This is a genomic window from Tenacibaculum skagerrakense (assembly GCF_004345825.1).
In the GTDB taxonomy this organism is placed as follows: Bacteria; Bacteroidota; Bacteroidia; order Flavobacteriales; family Flavobacteriaceae; genus Polaribacter; species Polaribacter skagerrakensis.
On record NZ_SLXM01000001.1, the window covers coordinates 121,827 to 145,353 of the forward strand.

Here is a 23,527-nt window from a genome sequence, read left to right on the forward strand (position 1 = left end):
GTTATCTTAAATTCCAAAACCAATCGTTGGTTTTTAATAAGAAAGGTAAATAACCTGTAATATGTTCTCCTAAGGTATAATCAAAACTCACATTACCACCATAATTTCTATGTTGTACATAATATTCATAAGCTTGATTGGTATATACAGCATTGTCTAAACTTCCATGGAACATTTTAAACTGACATTTATTGTTCCAAGGAGAAATACTATTAGCTCTTAATACATTAAAAAAGTTAGCATAATCAGAGTTTGCATCATTAGGATTTGCATTGATAAAATCACTCATCAATAATTTACTTGGAATATTCGGTAAGGCAAACTGTAATTTTAAAATAGAATTAGAACCGTCATAAAGAGCTCTTATTTCATCGTAATTATTATAAGTTCCTGTAGCGAATTTATTCAATTGAATTATTCGATTCTCTCCTATAGAAATCAAATTATTTTCTTTCATTCCGTAATAGGCATAAGGGAAGAAAAACGGATGTGGATGAAAATTTTCAGAACGTGCTTTTACAATAAACTTATCCAATAAAGCAGGTGTACCTCCAGCAGATAAACCTTTTACCTTTTTTAAATTATTAGTTTCTAAATATTTAGCAAATTGTATAGCAGAAAAAGCACCTTGAGAATATCCTTGAATTAATAGTTCGTCTTTAAGTTCATATCCCATGTTTTCTAACTGATGAATTCCAGCTTTTAAAAAGTCATAATTCGATCTGTTGTGCGCATCCTTGTTAACAAACGGAGGAAAACAATCACCATACGAATCACCGAACCCAGGATAGTCAGGAACAAAAACAGCAAACTTTCCAGTCCATGCTTGAGCAATCATTGTTAATGGTAACAACTGATCAATTTCATCAGGAATACTGAAGATATTACTATATGATACCGAAGCAGCCGAAGAATTGCTTGTATATGTAAAAGGTGTTACAAAACGAATTCGGTAAGGAATTTTCTCTTTCTTAAACCAAACTATGCGGTCTTTATATTTTGGAATTAACACCACTCCAGAAATGGTAATACTTTGTCCAGAACCATCAGGATGAGGAGATTGTGTAGATATTTTATAAATATTTACATTAATTCCAGAGTAAAGTTTTTCAGATGATCTCTCAGAACTAACAAATTCTTCAGTTTTGAAACCGTATTTTTTTCCTAATTCACTGTAGATTTGATTCGGGGACTGAAAGTTTTTTTCATTTACAGAGGAAAGCAGATTGACTTCACTTAATTGTTGGGAAACATCTTGATTATTAATTTCTTCTTTAGAGCAAGAGAAAAATATGCATACGAGCATAATAGAAGCTGTTATAAACAGCCCCTTTTGAAAGGGTTTTAAAAGATTCATAATTTAATTGGTTAAAATTTGTTACTATCTCTAAAATATAAAAAGAAAATTATTATTTCTTAAAAACGTTAACAAAAAATAAAAGTTTTTTTAGGTAAACAGGAAAAACCCTGTGCAATATTTCGGAAAAACGCACCTCAATTTGCGTTTATCCCCTTTTCTAAAGCTCTAATACAGTTATATATTTGTAGTGTTATTCTTTAATAACAAAATTTTTAGGGATTATTTTATATGTTAAAAAATGGGAAAGTTATTAATTGAAAAAGTTAGACGAATTATGAAGGGTATCGTTTTAACTTTAAGCGAGTGGGGGAAAGCAGCAAGCTATGCAATCCAACATTAAAAATTTAACCAAATTTTAGAGTCATCGGTTTCGATGGCTTTTTTTTATAATTTAAAACAAGCTTCGGAAAATTGCATTTCAGGTTGCGGATATCCCTTTTTATCAGGAAGATAAGTACCATATCTTTGTAATGTAAATAAAAGACACTACTAATTAAACAATATAAAAATAGGGATTATGACAACAGTATTACTTAACAGATTAGACAAAATTGTAAAAGGATTTTTAGCTACATTATCAGAATGTGCAAAAGGAGCAAGCTATGCAATAAACCACTAGGAGAAATTAAAATTACAACTCTTAAAAGCTGCTTAACTAAGCAGCTTTTTTTATGCACTTATTTATAAATACTTTACGGAAAATTGCATTTTAAGTTGCGGATATCCCTTTTTATAACCTGAAAATCAACAATATATTTGAATGTATAACATTAAAGGGATTACGAACTAACTATACATAATGGGGATTATGGAGGCTAATTTAACTACTAGGATTAATCAATTTTTGAAGGGGATTATATTAACTCTAAATGAATGTGGTAAAGGAGCAGGTTATGCAAAACACCACTAATAAAAGTTAATAGCCAAACAAGGAAAGCTGCTTATTTAAAAGCAGCTTTTTTTTATGCAGTCATACTAGGTTTCGGAAAATTACATTTCAGATTGCGGATATCCCTTTTAATCAAGAAGATACATGCTTTATCTTTGTAATGTAATTAACAGACACTACTAACAAACAATATATAAAATATAGGGATTATGACAACATTATTACTTAACAGATTAGACAAAGCAGTAAAATCATTTTTAGTAACATTAGCAGACTGTGCAATAGGAGCGAGCTACGCTATCAATCACTAGGAAAAATAAAAATACAACTCTTAAAAGCTGCTTATTTAAAAGCAGCTTTTTTTATGCAGTCATACAAGGTTTCGGAAAATTGCATTTCAGATTGCGGATATCCCTTTTAATCAAGAAGATACATGCTTTATCTTTGTGATGTAATTAACAGACACTACTAACAAACAATATAAAAATATAGGGATTATGACAACAATATTACTTAACAGATTAGACAAAGCAGTAAAATCATTTTTAGTAACATTAGCAGACTGTGCAAAAGGAGCGAGCTATGCAATAAACCACTAGGAGAAATTAAAATTACAACTCTTAAAAGCTGCTTAACTAAGCAGCTTTTTTTATGCACTTATTTATAAATACTTTACGGAAAATTGCATTTTAAGTTGCGGATATCCCTTTTAATCAAGAAGATACATGCTTTATCTTTGTAAAGTAATTAACAGACACTACTAACAAACAATATAAAATATAGGGATTATGACAACAGTATTACTTAACAGATTAGACAAAGCAGTAAAATCATTTTTAGTAACATTAGCAGACTGTGCAAAAGGCGCAAGTTATGCTATCAATCACTAAAATCACCCCCGAAACTATACACGAATGAGAGTTGCTTTTATAGCAACTCTTTTTTATTTAAAAGCATTGAGTCCTGTAATATCTAATCCTGTGATTAGTAGGTGAACGTCATGAGTTCCTTCATACGTAACAACACTTTCTAAATTCATTGCATGTCTCATAATAGAATATTCTCCAGAAATACCCATAGCACCCAAAACTTGTCTAGCTTCTCTAGCAATATCTAGCGCCATAGCAACATTATTTCTTTTTGCCATTGAAATTTGAGCAGAGGTTGCTTTACCTTCATTTTTTAGAACTCCAAGGCGCCAAGTTAGTAATTGTGCTTTGGTAATTTCGGTAATCATTTCAGCTAGCTTTTTTTGTTGTAATTGAAACTGTCCGATAGGTTTTCCAAATTGAGTACGTTCTTTAGCATATCGTAAAGCAGTATCATAACAATCCATAGCAGCACCAATAGCACCCCAAGCAATTCCGTATCTAGCATTATCCAAACATTTTAAAGGAGCGCTTAATCCTGATTTATTTGGAAGTATGTTTTCTTTAGGAACTTTTACATTATCAAAAATTAGCTCACCAGTAATAGAAGCTCTTAACGACCATTTGTTTTTTGTTTCAGGAGTAGAAAACCCTTTCATTCCTCGTTCTACTAGTAAACCATGAATTCTACCCTCCTCGTTTTTAGCCCAAACAACAGCCACATCACAAATAGGAGCATTAGAAATCCACATTTTTGAACCATTTAAAAGAAAATGATCTCCCATATCTTTAAATTTGGTTTCCATTCCACCAGGATTAGATCCATGGTTAGGTTCTGTTAAACCGAAACTCCCAATCCATTCACCTGAAGCTAATTTTGGTAAATATTTTTTACGTTGTTCTTCGTTTCCGTAGTTATAAATAGGTCCCATTACCAACGATGTTTGAACCGAAGCAGTAGATCTAATTCCACTATCTCCACGTTCTAATTCTTGCATAATTAACCCGTACGAAATTTGATCTAAACCAGCACCACCATAGGCTTCAGGAATATAAGAACCAAAAGCTCCCACTTCTGCAAGTCCGCCAACTAAACTCTTAGGAAATTCCGATCGTTGTGCGTATTCTTCAATAATTGGAGATAGATATTTTTTAACCCAATCTCTAGCAGTATTTCTAACTAATTTGTGTTCATCGGTTAAAAGGTCATCTAATTGGTAATAATCAGGTGCTTGAAATAAGTCTGGTTTCATAAAAATGCTTTCCTCAAAAATAAGTAAAAAATCAAATGATAGCTTTAGTTTACGTATGTTTGTAGTAATGAAATTTACACTAGGTAAAGAAGAAAGACTAAAAAGCAGAAAACTAATTGGAAGGCTTTACACGGAGGGAGAAACAATTAAAAAATTTCCCTTACGAATGGTTTATTTACAAACGGAACATACTTCAAAATATCCTGTTCAAATGGGAGTTTCAGTTCCTAAAAGATTATTTAAAAAAGCTGTAGATAGAAATAGAATTAAACGTTTATTAAGAGAATCGTATCGTTTACAAAAGGAAATAGTTTATTCAGAAGTTGATAAACCCTATGTGTTTATGATTTCTTATCTTGCAAAGGAGGAGTTGAAATATGCCGAAATTGAAGGTAAAATGAAAAAATTATTAACTTTATTTATAGAAAAAACAGCTAAAAATGAAGAATAAAAAACACATACTAGCATTAGTTGTTACCGTAGTTATAGTTTCTTTTTCGTTTCAAGATCGTTTTTTTGAAATAGCGAAACAAATTCAGATATATAATAATTTATATAAAACACTGAACATAAATTATATAGATGAATTAAATCAAGGAGACTTAACCGCAAAAGCAATAAACAATACACTTGAAAACTTAGATCCTTACACACGGTTTTATAATGAACAACAAGTAGAGGATGCTAAAATTAGAAGAGAAGGTGAATATGGAGGTATAGGAATTTCATCAAAATACACCAAAAAAGGAATTATAATTGTTTCAATAAAAGAAGGATTTCCGGCAGATAAGTCTGGATTAAAAGTAGGAGATATTATTACGGTTGTGAATAATCAAAACCTTGCTGAATTAGAAAGAGAGCAATTATCACAAGTATTAAAAGGAACACCAGGAACTCCAATTACGTTAAAAATAGAAAGAGGAAATAAAACTCTTGATTTTGGATTAAAGTTAGACCAAATTATAGATGATCCTGTTCCTTTTTATGATATGATTAATGAAGATACTGGATATGTAGTGTTAACTCGATTTACCGTTCGTAGAGCTACCGATGGTGTTAAAAATGCTATTGAAAAACTAAAAGAAAAAGGAATGAAGAAGTTAGTATTTGACTTGCGTAGTAACCCAGGAGGATCCTTATTTGATGCAGTAAATATTACTAATTTATTTATTCCTACAGGAAAAAAAGTAGTAGATACGAGAGGAAAAACTAAGAAAAACTCTAGAACGTATAGAACAAACCAAGCACCCTTAGATACTGAAATGCCCGTAGTGGTTTTAATTGACGGTAGATCGGCTTCTGCATCAGAAATTGTCTCTGGAGCATTGCAAGATTATGACCGAGCAGTAATTATGGGGCAACGCTCTTTTGGTAAAGGATTAGTTCAACGTTATTTTGATTTGAGTTACGGAACCCAAATGAAGGCAACGATTTCTAAATATTATACGCCAAGTGGTAGATGTATTCAGGAGCTAGATTATGCCAATCGTGATCCAAAAACTGGTGAAGTTCCAAAATTCTCAGACAATATAGTTAACTCGTTTACTACAACTAACGGTAGAACGGTAAAAGATGGCGGAGGTGTTACACCAGATGTTGTTATCAATATAACAGAAAAAACAGATGAAACTAAGAAGTTGTTAAGTTCTTCTGCTATTTTTGATTTTGCTACCAACTATGTACGAAAGAATACAAAACCTACTCTCAATACAATTTCATTTGGAGATGCTGAGTTTACAAGTTTTAAAAATTATTTAAAAACTCAGGATACAACATTTACTAGTAAGCAAGAAAGCTTATTTAAAGAAGCTTACAAAAGCGTAAATAATAACAAAGCAATTGCAGCAGAATATAAAAAATTACAGGAAGAGATAGAGAATCAAAAAATAGACGCAATTTCAACAAATAAAGATATTGTAATGTCTGAAATTCAAGATGAGATTTTAGAACAATATTTTTACAAAAAAGGAGTATATCAATATCATTTAAAAAACGACGCTACCATAAAACAAGCTGTAGAATTACTAAACGATTCTAATCGTTATCAAAAAATATTAGCAAACGGAAAGTAAACATATGATCAAAGTATATAAAGAACGAACAAGAGCTCAAGAGTCAACAAATGCGATAGAAAGATTATACATTTCTATGCGTCACTTATTTAGTAGAGGTTTTTATAAACCAATGGGAGTTTCTGGAGAAACATTACGTAAATCACTGTTGTTATTACGACCTGAGATTTATGGTTCAATTGCTGAGGAAAAAATAGAATTAAACGGATTAACCTATGTAATTGAACGTTTACCTGAAGGAATAGAAGAATGTCAGTTTATAAACTTAACATCTGATGAAGGATACAGAAGTTCACATTTTAAATGTATAGTTCCTCCTAAAAGAAGGAGAAATTGTTATAGAATAGACAAAGATCAAATGAATATTGAGATTACGCGTGGAAGATCTGATATTTATGATATTCTTACTCACCTTACTTTTTTGTTTATTGAGTCTCATAAAATAAAAGAAAGAGTACTACTAGATGATACAGGAAAGACCACAAGAGAGTGGGAGAACCTAGAAGAAGTAGTAATACACAATAAGATTTTATCTGATAAAGAGAAAGATGTATTAATTGTTCATTTGGGAAGTATTCTTGGAAGAACATATGATGAGGTGTATCAATCCTATAATACATTTTCTACAGAAGAAAATCCACAACGTTTTTTCCACTTAATTTATTGGTTAGGAAAACTGGCTATTAATGAAGAGTTACATGATAAAAAAAGATCTATTCGATTTAGCTCTATATTATCAGAAGAAATTGGAAGACACTACCATGGAGAAACATGGGCAAACGATATTAAAAAAGTACTTTTAAACGAAGGCTTAATCAACAGACCAATTCATATTATTAGTGCTAACATGCACAGTGTGCTTAATTCTATTTACGCAAAGCATGCTATTCCAAAAGAAGCCAAAAACAAACAAGGTTTTTCATTGTTTGAATTATTGAGTAATGCCAATAGTAAAACACTTCAAACGGCGGTTAAAAACTTTGCTTCTAAAAACGGGTTGATTTACATAAAAGATGAATCAGGTACAAATATTAACGTTCAGGTAATTGACACAGGTAAAATTTCATTTGATTCTGACTTAATTTCAAAAGATACTGCCGAGAACAAGCCTGTAATTATTGTTATGGATTATGCTTTTGGAGAGCAGGCTTACGAAACCATGGACGAGTTATTAAAACCATATAAAGAAGAAGGAAATGTTCATCACTTAAATGTTGAATCGGTTTCGATTATGGGGAAAGCAGGAATTTTAGAAGGAGGTAAAGGAGACATCATGATTCCTTCTTCACACATTTTTGAAGGAACTGCAGATAATTATCCGTTTCAAAATGAATTAACCAAAGAAGATTTAGAAGGTTTTGGAGTAAAAGTGTTTGATGGAAGTATGGTTACTGTGTTAGGAACCTCACTTCAAAATAAAGATCTTTTAAAGTTTTTCCACGACTCTACTTGGAATGTAATCGGATTAGAAATGGAAGGAGCACACTACCAAAAAGCAATTCAATCTGCATCTAGAATTCGAGGAAATATCAGTGAAAAGGTAAAGGTAAGATATGCATATTATGCATCGGATAATCCATTAGAAACAGGGGCTACTTTAGCGTCCGGAGGTTTAGGAATGAGTGGTGTAACACCAACATATGCAATTACACAAAAAATCCTTGAACAAATATTAAAATAAGCAAAGATGTCAAAACAAGTAAAAGAGAACGAAGAAGTTGACTTAGGCTCTTTGTTTGTAATCATAGGAAAAGGTTTTAATAAACTATTTACATCTATAGGAAATCTTTTTAAGAAGTTGTTTTATATTCTAATAGAAGCTTTACTCTTCTTAAAATCAAATATTATTAAGTTAGGAATTGCAGCAATTGTGGCTGGTTTACTCGGTTTATTTCTAGAATATAAAACGGGAACAAAATACGAGTCTAGTATATATGTAAAACCGAACTTTAATAGCGCCAGACAGCTTTATCATAATATTCAATATTATGATGATTTAGTAAAGCAAGAGAATTTCAATAGTTTATCAAAGATTTTTAATATTTCTGAACAAGAAGCTAGAAGTTTGAAAAAATTTACCATTAGCCCTGTTCTTAATGAGAATGATATATTAACATCATTTGATGATTTGATAAAATCTATTGATACAGCATCCGTGAAAAGTTATTCATATGAAAAATTTAAGCGAAACTTTACTGAATTTGATTATAAAACACATCAAATTTCAGTGATTTCATTAAAAAATGATATTTTTTCTAGTTTAAGTGTTCCTATTATTTCTTCAATTATTAACAATGATTACTTTAAGAATTTAAAAGTTAATAAAAAAGAAAATTTAAGAAGAACGGATGCATTACTTCAAAAAAACTTGCAACAAACAGATTCTCTTCTTGAATTATACAAACAAGTTTTATTAGAAGAAGCTAAAAAAGTCAGCGGAGGTACAACAATTGATTTAGGACAAAATAATAAGAGTTCAGATAAAGAGTTAAAATTGTTCGACACTAGTTTACGATTAAATGAAAAATTAATTGATGTGAACGATGATTTATCTGAAAAGTCTGAAGTTATAAATATTGTTTCTAATTTTCAGCCGATAGGTCATAAAGTAAGAGAAATAGAAAAAAATAAAGGATTTCAATTTGCTCTAGTTGGTTTTGGACTTATGATAATAGGTTTATTACTTATAAAATTAAACGCGTATCTAGAATCATATAAAGTCAAAAAATAAACCTATATAAATTAAGGTAGTATACTAATCAGAATAACATGAAAAAGGTAGCTTTAATAACAGGAATTACAGGGCAAGATGGTGCATATTTAGCTGAACTTTTATTAGAAAAAGGATATATTGTTCATGGTATAAAAAGAAGAGCGTCAAGTTTTAATACACAACGTATAGATCATTTATACCAAGATCCACATATAGCAAATAGAAATCTTATTCTTCATTATGGAGACATGACGGATGGCACAAATCTTATCAGAATACTTCAAGAAGTTCAACCAGATGAGATTTACAATTTGGCTGCAATGAGTCATGTCCATGTTTCTTTTGAAACACCTGAGTATACAGCCAATGTAGATGGTTTAGGAACGCTACGTTTATTAGAGGCAATTCGAATTTTAAAGCTTGAAAATAAAACTAAAATTTACCAAGCTTCTACTTCGGAATTGTATGGAAAAGTTCAAGAAGTACCACAAACTGAAACAACACCTTTTTATCCAAGAAGTCCGTATGGAGTGGCAAAAATGTATGCCTATTGGATAACCGTTAACTACAGAGAAGCCTATAATATTTTTGGATGTAACGGAATTTTATTCAATCATGAGTCTCCTATTCGTGGAGAAACTTTTGTAACACGTAAAATTACAAGAGCCGTTTCAAAAATTGCTTATGGACTTCAAGATAAATTATACTTAGGAAATTTAAACGCTCAGAGAGATTGGGGACATGCAAAAGATTATGTTCGCATGATGTGGATGATTTTACAAGCAGACAAGCCTGAAGATTGGGTAATAGCAACTGGTAAAACAACTACAGTTAGAGATTTTGTACGAATGGCATTTAATGAAATTGGCGTTGAATTGTCTTTTGAAGGAGAAGGTAAAGATGAAAAAGGAATCATAAAGTCTTGTAATAACCCGGATTTTAATTTGGAAACAGGGAAAGAAGTTGTTTGTATTGATCCACATTATTATCGTCCTACAGAAGTTGACTTACTAATCGGAGATGCCTCAAAAGCAAAAGAAAAACTAGGTTGGGTTCCAGAATATACGTTGGAAGATATGGTAAAGGAAATGATGGAAAGCGATTTAAAATTAATGGAACGAGAAACCTATTTACAAAGAGGAGGGCACGATATTTTGAATAATTATGAATAAATCTTCTAAAATATATGTTGCTGGTCATAGAGGATTAGTAGGAAGTGCAATTGTAAAGAATCTACTAGAAAAAGGATTTACAAATATTGTTACTAGAACACATAAGGAGGTTGACTTAACAAATCAAGAAGCTACAGCAAATTTTTTCGAAAAAGAACAACCTGAATATGTTTTTTTAGCAGCAGCAAAAGTTGGTGGAATTGTTGCAAATAACACATATCGAGCAGATTTTATTTATGAAAACTTGATGATTCAAAACAATGTAATTCATCAAAGCTATAAGCATAACGTAAAGAAGTTGCTTTTCTTAGGAAGTACTTGTATTTATCCCAAAAATGCGCCTCAGCCTTTAAAAGAAGATTCATTACTTACAGATGAATTAGAATATACAAATGAACCTTATGCTATTGCAAAAATTGCCGGTATTAAAATGTGTGAGAGTTACAACTTACAATACGGAACGAATTTCATTTCTGTAATGCCAACAAATTTATATGGTCCAAATGATAATTTCGATCTAGAAAAATCACATGTATTACCAGCTTTAATTCGTAAAATCCATTTAGCAAAATTACTTTCAGAAGGACGAAATGATGAAGTTATACTAAACTTGAATGTCAGTACTATTGATCAAGCCAAGAGTTATTTAAAAGGTTTTGGTGTAGGTGAGAATAGTGTTGAAATTTGGGGTTCAGGTAAACCTAAACGTGAATTTTTATGGAGTGAAGATATGGCTGATGCGTGCGTTCATATCATGAAAAAGGTCGATTTTAATGAAACTATAAAAGGTATTGAAGGAGACATCAAAAACACACACATAAATATTGGTACAGGTAAAGAAATTTCAATTAAAGAATTAGCTGAATTAATACAAGAAAAAATAGGTTATCAAGGAGCATTAAAGTTCAACACAGATAAACCCGATGGTACAATGAGAAAAGTAACCGACGTGTCAAAATTAAATAGACTTGGTTGGAAACATTCTGTTGAACTAAATGATGGAATAGACCAATTGTATGGATGGTATTTAAAAAAGAATTATTAAAAAAATGAATTATAAAAAACCAAGAGTAATAGCGGAAATTGGATGCAATCATAAAGGAGATTTTGATATTGCTATTGAGCTATTAGATTTAGCAAAACAATGTGGTGCAGATATAGCTAAATTTCAAAAGAGAAATAATAAAGAGTTATTAACCAAAGAACAGTACGAGGCAAAACATCCAAACCCATCAAATTCTTACGGAGAAACTTATGGTTTGCATAGAGAGTTTTTGGAGTTTACTGTGGAACAGCATAAAAAGCTAAAAGAATACTGCGATTCTATTAATTTAGAATATTCAACTTCGGTTTGGGATACTACGTCTGCAAGAGAAATGATAACTTTTAAACCCAATTTATTAAAAGTACCATCAGCATGTAATAATCATTTTGAAATGTTAAAGGTTCTTAGAGATGAATATGAAGGAGAAGTTCATTTATCTTTTGGAATGACAACTCAGGAAGAGGAAAAGAAAATTATTGAATTTTTTGAAGAAACCAATCAAGCTAAAAATAGATTGGTTATTTATTCTTGTACTTCAGGATACCCAGTTCCATTCGAAAATGTTTGTTTATTAGAGATTACCCGCTTAAAAATGGAATTTGGAGACCGTGTAAAAGATATTGGTTTTTCAGGCCATCATTTAGGAATTGCTATTGACAATGCTGCATATACACTTGGAGCAACATGGGTAGAAAGACATTTTACTAAAGATAGAACTTGGAAAGGAACCGATCATGCTGCTTCTCTAGAGCCAACAGGAATGAGAAAACTTTGTAGAGATTTAAATGCGACATATAAATCGTTAACTTACAAAGAGTCTGAAATCTTAGAAATTGAACAAGTACAAAGAGATAAACTAAAGTATAGAAAGCAATGAAAACAGTAGCTTTTATTCCTGCAAGAGGAGGTAGTAAATCGATTCCTTTAAAAAACATCAAAATGTTTTGTGGGAAGCCTTTAATTTACTGGACAATAAAAGCTGCTTGTGAGGTAGAAATAATAGATCAGGTTGTAATTGCAACTGATAGTTTAGAAATAGAAACAGTTGTCGATTCATTTGGGTTTGATAAGGTGTCAATTTATAGGAGAGAAGCTAAAAATGCTGAAGACACTTCTTCAACTGAAAGTGTAATGTTCGAATATCTATCAAAAGTGAATCTAACAGGTGCAGATAGATTCATATTAATTCAAGCCACTTCACCATTGTTAAGAAACAATGATTTAGAAAACGGATTGAATTTAATTTCAAACAAGAGTTATGATTCGGTTTTGTCGTGTGTTCAAAGCAAAAGGTTCTTTTGGACTTCAGAAGGAAGTCCATTAAATTACGATTTCAAGAATAGACCAAGAAGACAAGATTTTGATGGCTTATTCATGGAAAATGGTGCTTTTTATATTAGTACTGTTGGATCTATTATTACACATAAAAATAGGTTGTCTGGAAACATTGGTATTTCTGAAATGCCTGAATATACTGCTGTTGAAATTGATGAGGAAGAAGACTGGATTATTGCTGAATCTCTAATGAAGAGATTTGTTTTGAACCCAACTAAAAAAAGCAGTAAAATTAAGTTAGTAATTTCAGATGTAGATGGTGTACTAACAGATGCAGGAATGTATTATACTGAGGATGGTAATGAAATAAAGAAATTTAATACTCATGATGGGATGGGATTTCAGTTACTTAGGGAAAATGGATTAAAGACGGGTATTATAACCTCTGAGAATACTGCTATTGTTTCTAATAGAGCTAAAAAATTAAAGGTAGATTATTTATTTCAAGGAAAAAAGCATGGTGGTAAACTTGACACAGTAATTAAAATTTGTAAAGAAAACAACTACACTCTCGAAGAAGTAGCATATGTTGGTGATGATATAAACTGCTTTGAATTATTAAATAATGTTGGTTTAGCTGCTTGTCCTGCAAATGCTGTTCAAAAAATCAAACAAATACAAGGAATTGTCCATTTAAATAAAAGAGGTGGAGAAGGTGTATTTAGAGAGTTTGTTGAAATGATTTTGTCAAATAGATAGTATAAAAATGTTGAGTGAATTCTATTAAAAGGGAATAAATGGGGTATTACATTAGGAAAGAATTGTTGTATAGAAGTTTGTTTATATTTCTTCTAGTATGCTCTATTTGGTTAACAGTAAGTTGTTTTTTGTTTTTTAGGTTTGATGCTCCACTGAATTTTTCACATTCTTCTATTGTGATTTCAGGAATAGTGCTGTTATTTATTTTTAGAGATTCTCTTTCATTTAAAAAGCCGCATTTTTTCTTAATAGTATTTTTTCTTTCAATATTACTTTTATCTATAGTAAAGTTCTTTTTTATTGAAAATGTAACACTCAGACATTCTCATTGGGTGTGGAATAATATGGTTAAGAGTAAGGCATATGTTACATTTAATTCATATTACCTCTTTTTTAAAGAGTTCTTTCATTTAATTTTTCTTCTTATTACCTTGATTGTATCGTCAATAGTAATTAAGAAAAGTAACTTAGAGTTTGATAAATTTAAGTTTACTCTTCAAAAATACCTGTATTATCTGGTTGTTTTTTACTTAATTATATATGGTGTTTTCTTTATATATGAAGATGTTATATATTTATTTGGAACTAATAGATACAATGGGTTTAGATCATTTACTGCAGTTCCTGGACAAAATTTTCTAGAAATCTTTCCGTATCGCTTAGGTATAACTCATACAGAGCCCTCTTTTTCAGGTTTATATGTGCTTATTTTTACTCCCTTAATCTTTCTGAAATCTAAATATTCAAAAAGATTAAAAATATTAGTCCCTTTATTTTTTTTGTTTAATTCTTCAAAATATGTGCTAGCTGTTACTGCAGTGGCAATATTAGTTTGGTTGATTATATATCTCTATAAAATAAGCAGGAAAAACGGACACAAAATATTAGGGTATATTTCTTTATTTCTATTTGTAAACCTTATTCTTTTGTATAGAATTTATGATGATAAGATACTTGAAATATTAAATGGTTATTCTGGATATAGTCGTTTATTCTCAATCTTCTCTGGACTTTATTTTTTCATTCAGAATATATTTTTTGGTACAGGAATTGGGCAGTTTCCTATACATTTCATTAATACTTTTGAAGGCTCAACTTATTTAGAAAATATACTTATTATCAATCCATCTGCTCAAAGTATGTTTGTTTCTGGTTTAGCTGAATTTGGGATTATATATATGGTTTTCATCGCCTTTATAATTTACTTCTTGTATAAGTCATATCAAAGAGATGTATTTTTGTTTTATTGTTCCTTAATTCTGATTTTTAACTTTAATGCAAGTGCTGGTAATGGGTTTAACATGATCTATTACTGGGTATTGCTTATTTTCTTTTCATATTATGCTTGGGAGACTAAAAAGACTTGATATTAGTGATATTGTAGGTTTTTCTCTATTGCTTCTTATTTTTAGTAAGAAGTTAAATTCATTATCAATAATAGTAACAATTTTGTTTGTTATTTATTCTATTGTAAAGAACAAAACCGAAGCTAATAAAAACCATAAGTCGAAGCATATTTTTATTATGTACTTTGCCTTAATACTAGTGTCTTTAATTTGGACTCATAATTTTGAAAAGGGAATTAAAGAGATTGAAAAGAGTTTATCCTTGTTGATATTTCCTTTAATTTTTCTCTACTATCGAGTTCAAATTAATTTAAAAAAAATCTTTCATTACCTCGTAGTAGGAACCCTATCTGCCTTTCTTTTTTGTTTAATTTATGCATACATATTAGCCTATAAAACTGGAGATATTTGGACGCCTTTTAGATATTTTAACTTTACTGGATCTATTGGAATTCATCCAGGTTATTTATCAATGTATCTTGTTGTCTCCGTTCTGTTTTTAATAGAACAGTTTTTTAAATCAGAAAGTAAGAAGAAGAAATACATTTATGGAGTATTAATAGTTTGTAGTTTTTTTTCAATCCTTTACATAGGAACTAAATCTACATTTTTTATTCTGATTTTTGTTTTTGTTTTTTATATAATCAAGCAAACTAATAAAAAGAGAGAGCTTTTTAAGTATTTGTTATTATTTATGATAGCACTTACAGTTATAGGTTTTATTTTTTATAATATTTCTTATGGTTTTAGAACTCGAATAGTTTTCTTATTGAATGGTAAGTTTCACAACCTAGGTGAACGGTACGAAATTTATAAAGGAATGATTAATATTATTCAAAACAATCCATTAATACATTTTATCGGCTTAGGAGCAGGAAGTTCTCAAGAATTTCTTTTGAATTATTATTCTGACCATAACTTAAGCGAGCATTTACAAAAAGGTTTAGGGACACATAATGCATATTTTAAAGCATATCTAGAACAAGGTTTTTTAGGATTAATCTTTTTGCTGATTCTTTTTCAGGGACTTAGAAAAAAATATTTTACTAAAGATATTACCTACTTTCTGTTTTCATTTGCGTTTTTTTCTTTTGGTTTAATCGAGCATTTTCTTGATTTACAACATGGTGTTGTGTTTTTTTCTATGTTTAATGTTTTGTTTTATAAAAAGAATAATGGATTATAATAGAATATTTAAGAAGATAACGTATAATGAAAGTATATACTATTCAGAAATAGGATATACTATTTCATTTATTAAAAGGCTAAAGTTTAACGTTCTATTGTTCATGTTTTCAGTTTTAGTTTTCTTTTTATCTTTTATTAAAAGAAATAGAAGAAAAAACGGTGTTATTGGAATTTCTTGGAATCCACTGCATGTAAAGAAAATAAAAAAGGTTAATAATTCAATTGAGGTATTAGATATTTCAAACAACAATTTATTTAGTTTTAATAATCTACTTTTTCTAAGTAACGTTAATTTCTTTAAGGTTTTTATAAACGCATTGAAATTGAAAGATTACACAAAGTCTAAACATAATTATAACTCTTTTTTTTATAAAATTTATGTTATTATCTTTTTAGATGCTCTCAAAAAACACACAGAAAAAGTAAATGAGATTTTTATTTCTGGTCATTTTGATAGACTTACTACAATTGTAAATGAAGTTTGTTTGTTAAACAACATCAAACTAAATATTATTCAACATGGAAGTATTCAGATATTTAAAAATAAATTAATTCCCAATAAAATTGTATTAGGAGATATTTATTATTCATATGATTTTTCCAAACCTTTTTTTGAAACCTTCTTAAATATTGAAAAGGATGTGTCTTTTTATAAAGTACCTACAGAAAATAATTTGAAGCTATATAATCATGATAAGCTACCATCAGGTAAAAAAATAATAGTATTTGGGTGCCAAGATGCTAAACCTTATCACAATGTGACAATTATCAATTTTTTAGTTAAAAAATATAAAGACTGTCTGATTTATGTTATTCCACACCCTAGAGAAAACATGTCTTTCTATTCAAAAAAGTATAAATCTTTTGCAAATGTTATTGTTTCTAAAGACAAACCAGAAAATATAGTTCTATTTATTTCGCGCTTTTCAACCTTAGGAATAGAGTATGAGGAAAGAGGTATAAAAACAGTATTTATTAATTTGGATAAAGTAAATATGGATTTTTTCTCCTCAAATAAATATGAAGTATTTAAAAGTTTAAAGGATTTTGAAAGTGAAGTTAGGATATAAGAAGCACCTATCTGTATTTATTTTTTATTCACTAGCGAATGCTTTGAATAAAGGATTAAGTATTTTAGCATTACCAATTCTTAGTGGATTTTTATCTATTGATGAGTTCGGAATTTGGAGTTTATCACATGTTTCACTCGTGGTAATTGCTCCTTTAATTTCATTTAATGGATATGCTTCTATTTTAAGAGAAGGGGTAGGAAACAAAGAACTTGCTTGGAGTGTTTTAAAAAAATACTTAAAAGTTACATTGTTAATTTCTCTACCAATAGTTTTACTCGGTGCTTTTTATTTTTATAGCTGGATTTTTCTTACTCTTTTGTTAGCTTCAGCAGAAGCATTTCAGACACTTTTGCTAGGTTGGTATAGGTCACAAGATAAGCATATTAGCTATTTTCTAATTTCCTTAATTAAAATTACTTCAATAGTTTTAGCTATTTATTTGTTGAACGATGTCAATTTAATCTCTATTCTCCAATATCAATTATATATCTCAACTACATTACTTTTATTTTTCTTGATTATGATATTGTTACAAAACAACAAACTAGTTGGGGTTGATTTTAATGTAAGAGATATTTTTGTTTTTTCGATACTCTTAATTCCTCACAATGTTTCTTTATGGATATTAAGTAGCTCAGATAGGTTTATCATAAAATCACTAGTTGGTGAGTATTTATTAGGTATCTACAGTATTTGTTATTCAATAGGATTAGTTATAATGTTACTAAATACAGGAATAGCTATGGTTTTACCCAATTATATTATAAAAAGCTATACAATTTACATGAAGAAATCTGTAAGATTTAAGCTAATAATAGCTTATAGTTTTTTGGTGATGATTTTAAATATTTTAATATTTATTACTGTAAAGTATTTTAAAAATTATTTCGAGTTTTTGCAGCCTTTAACAAATGAGTTCACTAGTGTTATTTTATGGGTAATAAATGGTCTGTATTTACTTGGAATTTACTACTTCTATTCAAACATTTTATTCTATCAAAGGAAAGCAAAACTTATTTCAGGTTCTACATTAACAGTTGGATTAATAAATATAGGATTAACGTTATTTTTTGTTCCTACATATGGTATTTTTGGAGCAGCAATTACTACTTTTATTTCCTATTTAATTTATCTAATATTCGTTTTTTATTTTGCGCAAACTATTGAAAAGAAATTAAGGCAAGACATATTACCATTATCTCTTTTAATTATAGTAACATTAGTTGTTAACTATGGATTTTTTAATTTTATACACTCTTAAGGATAAATTCAATGCAAGATTTAAGCACATTTAAATTACCTCCAAATTTTAGAGGTAAAAACCCTTTTATAGTTCAGTTTTGGTGGATTGTGCAAGGACTGTTTTTTAGAACTTCTCCTCAGTTTCTATATGGCTGGAGACGTTTTTTGTTGCGTATGTTTGGAGCTCAAATAGGAAAAAATGTAATTATAAGACCAACAGTAAGAGTTACATATCCATGGAAATTAAAAATTGGAGATTATTCTTGGATTGGAGATGATGTAGTTTTATATAATTTAGGAAATATTACAATTGGGAGCAATACTGTAATTTCACAAAAATCATATATCTGTACAGGTTCTCATGATTATTCTGAGAGTTCTTTTCCAATTTATGCTAAAGATATTAATATTGAAGATGAATGCTGGCTAGCGACAGATGTATTTGTAGCTCCCGGAATTACAATAGGAAAACAATCTGTTGTAGGTTCTAGAAGTAGTGTTTATAAAAATATTCCAGCAGGAAAAATAGCATACGGTAATCCTGCTAAAATTGTAAAAGGCAGAAATTAATTCCCGTATATTTAAAATTTGTAAGTTGACTAATAAACAAGTTAATATAACTATAATTACTCCTTTCTTTTTCCCTGAACCTATTTCTACAGGGAAATTTAATACCGAAATGGCTTTAGCATTAAAAGAAAGAGGTCACAAGGTAAAGGTATTGTGTTTTCATCCATTTTATCCTAGTTGGAAAATACAGAAAAGTACTGAGAGTCTTGAAGGAATAGAAATCATAAGAGGAGGAAAATTTTTAAAATTCACTACTAATGCTACTATCCGAAGGGTAATTTTAGAACTTAGTTTTACTTTTTTCTTATTGAGAAATATATCCAAACTACGAGGTAATACGGATATTATTATTCCTGTTTTCCCACCTAGTTTAGGTTTTTTGGTGGCAAAATTATTTCTTAAGAAGAAAACACAAAAAGTGGGAATGGTTCATGATTTACAAGAAATATATGCAAATCAGAAAAAAAGTTTGTTGAGTAAAATCATATCAAAATCAATTCATTTTGTAGAAAAAGGATGTTATCAATCTTGTGATTCGTTAATCTTTCTTTCACAAGAAATGAAAGATACTGCTCAAGAAATTTACAAATTATCACCTTCTAAATTAAGAGTACAATATCCATTTATAACTATTGATTCAGAAAGTAATACAAACGATTTAGAAGAAATTTTACCTGCTACTTTTAAGCACATTGTATATTCAGGTGCGTTAGGTGAGAAACAATATCCAAAAGGATTGTATGAGTTATTTGATTTTTGTAGTAAATCGATAGATGGAGTTATGTTTCATGTTTTTTCACAAGGAAGTTATTTCGAAGAACTAAAAGAACAAAACAATAATGATAAAATCAAGTTTCATCCTTTAGTTCCTAAGAAAAATATAGAAGAATTATATCGAAGAAGTTATGTTCAGGTAGTACCACAATTACCAGGAACATCTAAAGGTTCGCTTCCTTCTAAACTCCCAAATTTATTAGTTAGTGGAGTAAATGTAGTATGTATAACAGACCAAGGAAGTGAAATAGAAGAGTTATTTAAAAAAAATAACTTTAAAACAATAATAACATCTTGGGATAGAGAAAAAATTAAAGATATCTTTGAGACGTTGTTACAACAAGAAAAACGAAATGAAAATCAAATAGAAATAAGCAAGAACTTATTTTTAATTGATTCCATGATAGATAAAATATTAAATTGATTAAAAGTTGATTTCCAAGTTAATAAAAAACACAACTATTTTACTTTTACTAGTAGACTTGCTACTAATAAATACAGTTGTTTTTTTTGTGTTTGAAAGAATTCATCAGAGCTTACAATTTCATTTATATATTTCTATTTTTTGGTTAGTTACCTCCTTTTTTACAAACTATTACAAAGTATATCGATTTACAAACTTTTATAGATTAGTAAAGTTAATTGTAGTTCAAGGGTTGTTCTTTACTATGGCCTTTTTTGCCTATTTCGGAATTTTTAAAGAAGGTGAAATAGTAAACACTCAGTTCAAAACATTAGTGATTACTTTAAGTTCTTTGGCTATACTAAAAGTGGTGTTTTTTATAGTACAAAAAAAGATTAGACAATCTGGGAGTAACTTTAAAAGAGTAATTTTCTTTGAAAAAGATGATACCGCTAAAAAAATGATTAACCTTTTTCAGAACAAGTCAAGTTTAGGGTATTTGTTTTTAGGGTACTTTTCAAGTAAAATATCCGAAGACCCAAATTATTTAGGTAAGGAAAAAGACTTATATGATTATCTAAATACAGAAAAAGTAGACGAGATTTATGCTACGTTATCTCATCTAAAAAATTCGCAAATAAAAGAATTAACTAAATACGCGAGTTTATATAATATTAACTTAAAATTAATTCCAGATTCTAAAGAGTTTTACAGTAAAAGTAGAAATGTTGAGTTTTATGATGAGACGTTAAAAGTTTTAAGTGTTAAAAAACTTCCTTTTGATTTGCCTGAGAATAAAATTATCAAGCGTGTTTTTGATATTGTTTTCTCTTCACTTGTGTGCTTATTTCTTATTTCGTGGTTATATCCAATACTTTGGATGTTAATAAAATTAGAGTCGAGAGGACCCGCAATTTTTAAGCAAGAAAGAGAAGGTTTTAATGGGGAAGAGTTTGTGTGCTATAAATTTAGATCCATGCGAATTAATAATCAAGCAGATAAAGTTCACGCAACTAAAAACGATACTAGAGTAACTAAAATAGGTAGCTTTTTAAGAAAAACAAGTTTAGATGAGATACCACAGTTTTTTAATGTATTGTTAGGAAGTATGAGCGTAGTGGGGCCTCGTCCTCACCTAGAAAGTTTAGCTATAGAGTATCAAAAAGACGTAGATAACTATTTAGAAAGACATGCAGTAAAACCTGGTATTACAGGTTTGGCACAGATAAGTGGTTATAGAGGAGAAATAAAGAAGAAATCTGACATTAAAAATAGAGTTAGACTGGATATTTTTTACATCGAAAACTGGTCTTTTATGTTAGATTTAAAAATAGTAGTTAGTACAGTTTTAAATATTTTTAAAGGAGATGAAAACGCATACTAAATGCAAAATAAGATTCAAATATCAGCTGCAATAGTATTATACAATGAACGAGAAGAAGAACTTCTTCAAGCTATTTATTCTTTTTTAGGAACATCATTAACTAAACATTTATATTTAATAGATAATTCTACCTCACCTCTAACAAATTCAGCATTACTTGCTAACCCAGAGATTACTTACATCTATACCAAAAAAAACCTAGGTTTTTCCAAAGCTAATAACCTTATTATTGATGAGATTAAAGAACGTTCAACCTATCATTTGGTTTTAAATCCAGACACAAGATTTAATGCTGACATAGTAGAAGAATTAGTTCAAGAACTGGAAAGAAATGAAGAGGTAGCTTTAATAGCTCCAGCCATAAAATTTCCAGATGGTAGCCATCAATATTCAGTTAGAAAGTATCCTTCATTTTTTGATTTAGTTATCAGAAAACTCAATCTTTATAAGAAGAGAATTTACGAGCAAGAATACCGAAATTTAGATATAGCTAAACCGTTTTATCCAGAAGCAATTCATGGTAGTTTTTTGTTGTTTAAGACAAAAGATTTTGTCGCCATAAAAGGTTTTGATGAGCGTTATTTTTTATACTTAGAAGACATCGATATCTGTAAGAAGATAGATGTTATAGGAAAGAAAAAGTTGTACTATCCAAAAGTATCAATTGTACATGTGTTAAAGAAAGAGTCGTCTAAAAAAATGAGGTTGTTTTTTTACCATTTCTCATCAGCGATTAAGTATTTTTTAAAATGGTTATAGCTATATTTGCTGCTCAATAACACACACAACACACACATGAATATTTTAGTTTTAGGTTCTGGAGGAAGAGAACATGCATTTACTTATAAACTATTAGAAAGTAAAAGAATCAACAAACTTTTTGTTGCTCCTGGAAATGCAGGAACAGATGAAATTGCAATAAACGTAGCAATCAATCCAACCGATTTTAATGCCGTTAAAAAAGTAGTGCTAGAACAAAATATTTCAATGGTCGTTGTTGGTCCAGAAGCTCCTTTAGTAGAAGGAGTTCATGATTTTTTCTTAGCAGATAATGAGTTGAAATCAATACCGGTTATTGGTCCCAAAAAAGACGGTGCGTTGTTAGAAGGAAGTAAAGATTTTTCAAAACAATTTATGGAAAAGCATAACATTCCAACAGCTAAATATCAATCTTTTACTTCTGAGACACTTGATGAAGGTTATACCTTTTTAGAAACCTTAAATCCACCTTTTGTTTTAAAAGCAGACGGATTAGCCGCTGGAAAAGGAGTGCTAATTTTAGACGATTTAGCAGAAGCAAAAGCAGAACTAAAAGAAATGCTCACAAACCAAAAATTTGGAGCAGCTTCTGCGACAGTTGTTATCGAAGAATTTTTAAACGGAATTGAATTATCCGTATTCGTTTTAACCGACGGAAAAAGCTATAAAGTATTACCATCAGCAAAAGATTATAAGAGAATTGGAGAAGGTGATACAGGTTTAAATACAGGAGGAATGGGAGCTATTTCACCAGTACCTTTTGCCAATGAAGACTTCCTTTCTAAAGTAGAGGAACGAATTATAAAACCAACTGTAAACGGTTTACAAAAAGATGGTATAGATTACCGAGGGTTTATCTTTATTGGATTAATGAATGTAGCAGGAGATCCTTTTGTAATTGAGTATAATGTACGTATGGGAGACCCAGAAACGGAAGTTGTTTTACCAAGAATAGAATCGGATTTATTAGAATTATTTGAAGGAGTTGCAACGCAAACATTAAAGGAAAAAAGTTTTAAAGTTACCGATAAAACAGCCACAACTGTAATGTTGGTTTCTGGAGGATATCCTGAAGGTTATGAAAAGGGGAAAGAAATTTCAGGACTAGAAAAGGTAGAAGGTTCTTTAGTATTTCATGCAGGAACAAAAAAAGAGGGTGATAAAGTGGTTACTAGTGGCGGACGCGTAATCGCGGTAACTTCATTCGGAGACACTATTGAAGAAGCACTTAAAATATCATACAAAAACATTGATAAATTATCATTTGATAAAATCAACTATCGAAAGGATATCGGATTTGATTTGGTGAAGTAAAAAAGCAATTTATATTCTAATTAACTTACAATAAAACTATAGTTCCCTAGCTAAATAACTCTATTTT

Annotated in this window: 19 protein-coding genes; 17 read left to right on the forward strand and 2 right to left on the reverse strand. The window is 29.7% G+C overall.

Annotated elements, in window-relative coordinates; genetic code table 11:
• Position 1 precedes the first annotated feature (1 nt).
• On the reverse strand, positions 2-1,357 hold the full coding sequence (locus EV195_RS00500; RefSeq protein ID WP_132791365.1) for an alpha/beta hydrolase family protein: 1,356 nt from the start codon (positions 1,355-1,357) through the stop codon (positions 2-4).
• Positions 1,358-3,192: 1,835 nt separating this feature from the next.
• The gene (locus tag EV195_RS00505; protein WP_132791368.1) at positions 3,193-4,371 is read right to left on the reverse strand and encodes an acyl-CoA dehydrogenase family protein; all 1,179 of its coding nucleotides are present in this window, start codon (positions 4,369-4,371) and stop codon (positions 3,193-3,195) included.
• 67 nt (positions 4,372-4,438) lie between these two features.
• On the opposite strand from EV195_RS00505, the gene rnpA reads away from it, so the two are divergent.
• From rnpA to purD, 17 genes are all read left to right on the forward strand, one after another.
• Positions 4,439-4,822: a ribonuclease P protein component gene (rnpA, locus tag EV195_RS00510; protein ID WP_132791371.1), complete on the forward strand. Its 384-nt coding sequence runs from the start codon at positions 4,439-4,441 to the stop codon at positions 4,820-4,822.
• Positions 4,812-6,443, forward strand: a complete 1,632-nt coding sequence (locus EV195_RS00515; RefSeq protein WP_132791374.1) for a S41 family peptidase — start codon at positions 4,812-4,814, stop codon at positions 6,441-6,443. The genes rnpA and EV195_RS00515 overlap by 11 nt, the downstream gene beginning before the upstream one ends.
• A gap of 4 nt (positions 6,444-6,447) precedes the next feature.
• Positions 6,448-8,124 (forward strand): DUF6909 family protein, encoded by a 1,677-nt coding sequence (locus EV195_RS00520; RefSeq protein ID WP_132791377.1) that lies wholly within the window; start codon positions 6,448-6,450, stop codon positions 8,122-8,124.
• 6 nt (positions 8,125-8,130) lie between these two features.
• Positions 8,131-9,174 carry a hypothetical protein gene (locus EV195_RS00525; RefSeq protein ID WP_132791380.1) on the forward strand — a complete coding sequence of 348 codons (1,044 nt, stop codon included), beginning with the start codon at positions 8,131-8,133 and terminating at the stop codon, positions 9,172-9,174.
• Between the two features lie 38 nt (positions 9,175-9,212).
• Entirely contained in the window at positions 9,213-10,328 is a 1,116-nt protein-coding gene (gene gmd / locus EV195_RS00530) for a GDP-mannose 4,6-dehydratase (protein WP_132791383.1), read from the forward strand.
• Positions 10,321-11,373: a GDP-L-fucose synthase family protein gene (locus EV195_RS00535; RefSeq protein ID WP_132791386.1), complete on the forward strand. Its 1,053-nt coding sequence runs from the start codon at positions 10,321-10,323 to the stop codon at positions 11,371-11,373. Before gmd ends, EV195_RS00535 begins: the two co-directional genes overlap by 8 nt.
• A 4-nt stretch (positions 11,374-11,377) precedes the next feature.
• Positions 11,378-12,250 carry an N-acetylneuraminate synthase family protein gene (locus EV195_RS00540; protein ID WP_132791389.1) on the forward strand — a complete coding sequence of 291 codons (873 nt, stop codon included), beginning with the start codon at positions 11,378-11,380 and terminating at the stop codon, positions 12,248-12,250.
• Positions 12,247-13,407: an acylneuraminate cytidylyltransferase gene (locus tag EV195_RS00545; RefSeq protein WP_132791392.1), complete on the forward strand. Its 1,161-nt coding sequence runs from the start codon at positions 12,247-12,249 to the stop codon at positions 13,405-13,407. Before EV195_RS00540 ends, EV195_RS00545 begins: the two co-directional genes overlap by 4 nt.
• A 926-nt stretch (positions 13,408-14,333) precedes the next feature.
• Entirely contained in the window at positions 14,334-14,774 is a 441-nt protein-coding gene (locus EV195_RS00550) for a hypothetical protein (RefSeq protein ID WP_132791395.1), read from the forward strand.
• On the forward strand, positions 14,749-15,939 hold the full coding sequence (locus EV195_RS00555; protein ID WP_132791398.1) for an O-antigen ligase family protein: 1,191 nt from the start codon (positions 14,749-14,751) through the stop codon (positions 15,937-15,939). The genes EV195_RS00550 and EV195_RS00555 overlap by 26 nt, the downstream gene beginning before the upstream one ends.
• The gene (locus EV195_RS00560) at positions 15,929-17,011 is read left to right on the forward strand and encodes a hypothetical protein (RefSeq protein ID WP_132791401.1); all 1,083 of its coding nucleotides are present in this window, start codon (positions 15,929-15,931) and stop codon (positions 17,009-17,011) included. The genes EV195_RS00555 and EV195_RS00560 overlap by 11 nt, the downstream gene beginning before the upstream one ends.
• Positions 16,995-18,275: a lipopolysaccharide biosynthesis protein gene (locus tag EV195_RS00565; protein ID WP_132791404.1), complete on the forward strand. Its 1,281-nt coding sequence runs from the start codon at positions 16,995-16,997 to the stop codon at positions 18,273-18,275. Before EV195_RS00560 ends, EV195_RS00565 begins: the two co-directional genes overlap by 17 nt.
• An 11-nt stretch (positions 18,276-18,286) precedes the next feature.
• Entirely contained in the window at positions 18,287-18,826 is a 540-nt protein-coding gene (locus tag EV195_RS00570; protein ID WP_132791407.1) for a putative colanic acid biosynthesis acetyltransferase, read from the forward strand.
• 25 nt (positions 18,827-18,851) lie between these two features.
• Positions 18,852-20,024 carry a glycosyltransferase family 4 protein gene (locus tag EV195_RS00575; protein ID WP_132791410.1) on the forward strand — a complete coding sequence of 391 codons (1,173 nt, stop codon included), beginning with the start codon at positions 18,852-18,854 and terminating at the stop codon, positions 20,022-20,024.
• Positions 20,025-20,031: 7 nt separating this feature from the next.
• Positions 20,032-21,387, forward strand: a complete 1,356-nt coding sequence (locus tag EV195_RS00580; protein ID WP_132791413.1) for an undecaprenyl-phosphate glucose phosphotransferase — start codon at positions 20,032-20,034, stop codon at positions 21,385-21,387.
• Positions 21,388-22,146 (forward strand): glycosyltransferase, encoded by a 759-nt coding sequence (locus EV195_RS00585; RefSeq protein WP_132791416.1) that lies wholly within the window; start codon positions 21,388-21,390, stop codon positions 22,144-22,146.
• Between the two features lie 36 nt (positions 22,147-22,182).
• Positions 22,183-23,460, forward strand: coding sequence for a phosphoribosylamine--glycine ligase (gene purD, locus EV195_RS00590; protein WP_132791419.1), 1,278 nt, complete (start codon positions 22,183-22,185; stop codon positions 23,458-23,460).
• The last annotated feature ends 67 nt before the right edge of the window (positions 23,461-23,527 follow it).